General features: G+C 37.5%; 1 protein-coding gene. It reads left to right on the plus strand.

The features are described 5' to 3' along the window. Positions 1–409 precede the first annotated feature (409 nt). On the plus strand, positions 410–1249 hold the full coding sequence (gene prmC, locus OZD66_RS05785; protein ID WP_275022495.1) for a peptide chain release factor N(5)-glutamine methyltransferase: 840 nt from the start codon (positions 410–412) through the stop codon (positions 1247–1249). Positions 1250–1436 lie beyond the last annotated feature (187 nt).

The following is a 1436-nucleotide window of genomic DNA, read 5'->3' on the forward strand; positions in this document are numbered from 1 at the left end:
GCTATTTTATAATGAATTTTGTCAGTAGCCACCAGATTTTTTCAGTTGCTATGCAACAAAGCCATCCCAGTGTCAAGCACTGGGATGACAGGAAAAGAAGGCTACTTGGATGACAGCTAGCCTGACAACCGTCATCCCTGTAAAGGTCAAGTATTCCGCTATGTGTTAGCGCCGCGGCGGTATGACGGTTAAGTATCCCAGTACTTGACGCTGGGATCTGATGCAGTTATTCTAGGCTAAGGTAATCCGCATAGCAAATGGTGTCATGCAAGTAGCTGACACTGGAATCTAGAATTTTTTTTAACTAGATCTTATGGTCAAGCCATAGGATGACAGAGAAGGTAAGCCTTATTTAAGTTAGCTATATATACTCATCGTTTATGGCTGAAAGGAACACATTTTTAGAATAATGAAAACAATCAGCACTTTAATTCAAGAAGGGTCGGAGTTATTATCGTCACATAAAGTTGAATCACCACATTTAGATTGTGAAATCATCATACAGCACGTACTTGGAGTGGAAAGATCATTTATAATTGTGAACCATGCTGATCAAGCGCCGATGGAGAAAGAACTTTTATTTTGGAAATTAACAAAAAAAAGAGCGGAAAGATATCCAATATCGCAAATAATAGGTAATCGTGAATTCTGGAGTAAAAATTTTATAGTTAACCAGCATGTTTTAGATCCAAGGCCAGATAGTGAAACAATAATCCTAGCAGTGTTAAAATATTACCCAAACAAAAAACAGAAACTAAAAATTGCAGATTTTGGTACAGGCACAGGTTGTTTATTGATATCCGTACTTAGTGAGTATGAATATGCTGTTGGCGTCGGTTTTGAAAAAAGCTTGGAAGCATATAAAGTTGCCTATCAGAACACAAAAAAACATGATCTTCTCAGCAGAGCCAAAATATTTCCAAGTTCGTGGACAGAGTGCAGAGGTTCATTCGATCTTATAATCAGTAATCCTCCATATATTAAAAGAAGCAAATTGAAAGACTTGCAAGCTGAAGTGCAAAAGGAACCAAGAATTGCCCTTGATGGTGGTATTGATGGTTTGAGCTGTTACTTGAGCATTTTTCCAATATTAAGGAGGTGCCTTAAAAAAAATGGGTTTGCGATATTGGAGATAGGTGAAGATCAAAGCAATATTGACAAAATAATCCCCTCATACGAATTAGCTTTTCAGGAATATGTATATGACTTAGCGGGAATGAAGAGATGCATTGTTATGCAAAAAACATAGCTAATGTTTTCTTGTATTATCTCCTTCATCCCATATTATCCTATGTCATCCCAGTACCCTCTACCTCGTCATCCCAGTGCGTGACACTGGGATCTATATTTATAGCTCTTTCCATAAAAGTCCGGATGTGATAGGATAAGGATAGATGATGATAAGGAGGTTGAATGCCAGCAGCATATAGTTATGA

Origin of the sequence: Wolbachia endosymbiont of Drosophila baimaii (assembly GCF_028982185.1) — a bacterium.
GTDB lineage: Bacteria > Pseudomonadota > Alphaproteobacteria > Rickettsiales > Anaplasmataceae > Wolbachia > Wolbachia pipientis.

Excerpts from the sequence above, each read along its gene's own strand:
- prmC (WP_275022495.1), top strand. The coding sequence starts at position 410 with ATGAAAACAATCAGCACTTTAATTCAAGAAGGGTCGGAGTTATTATCG.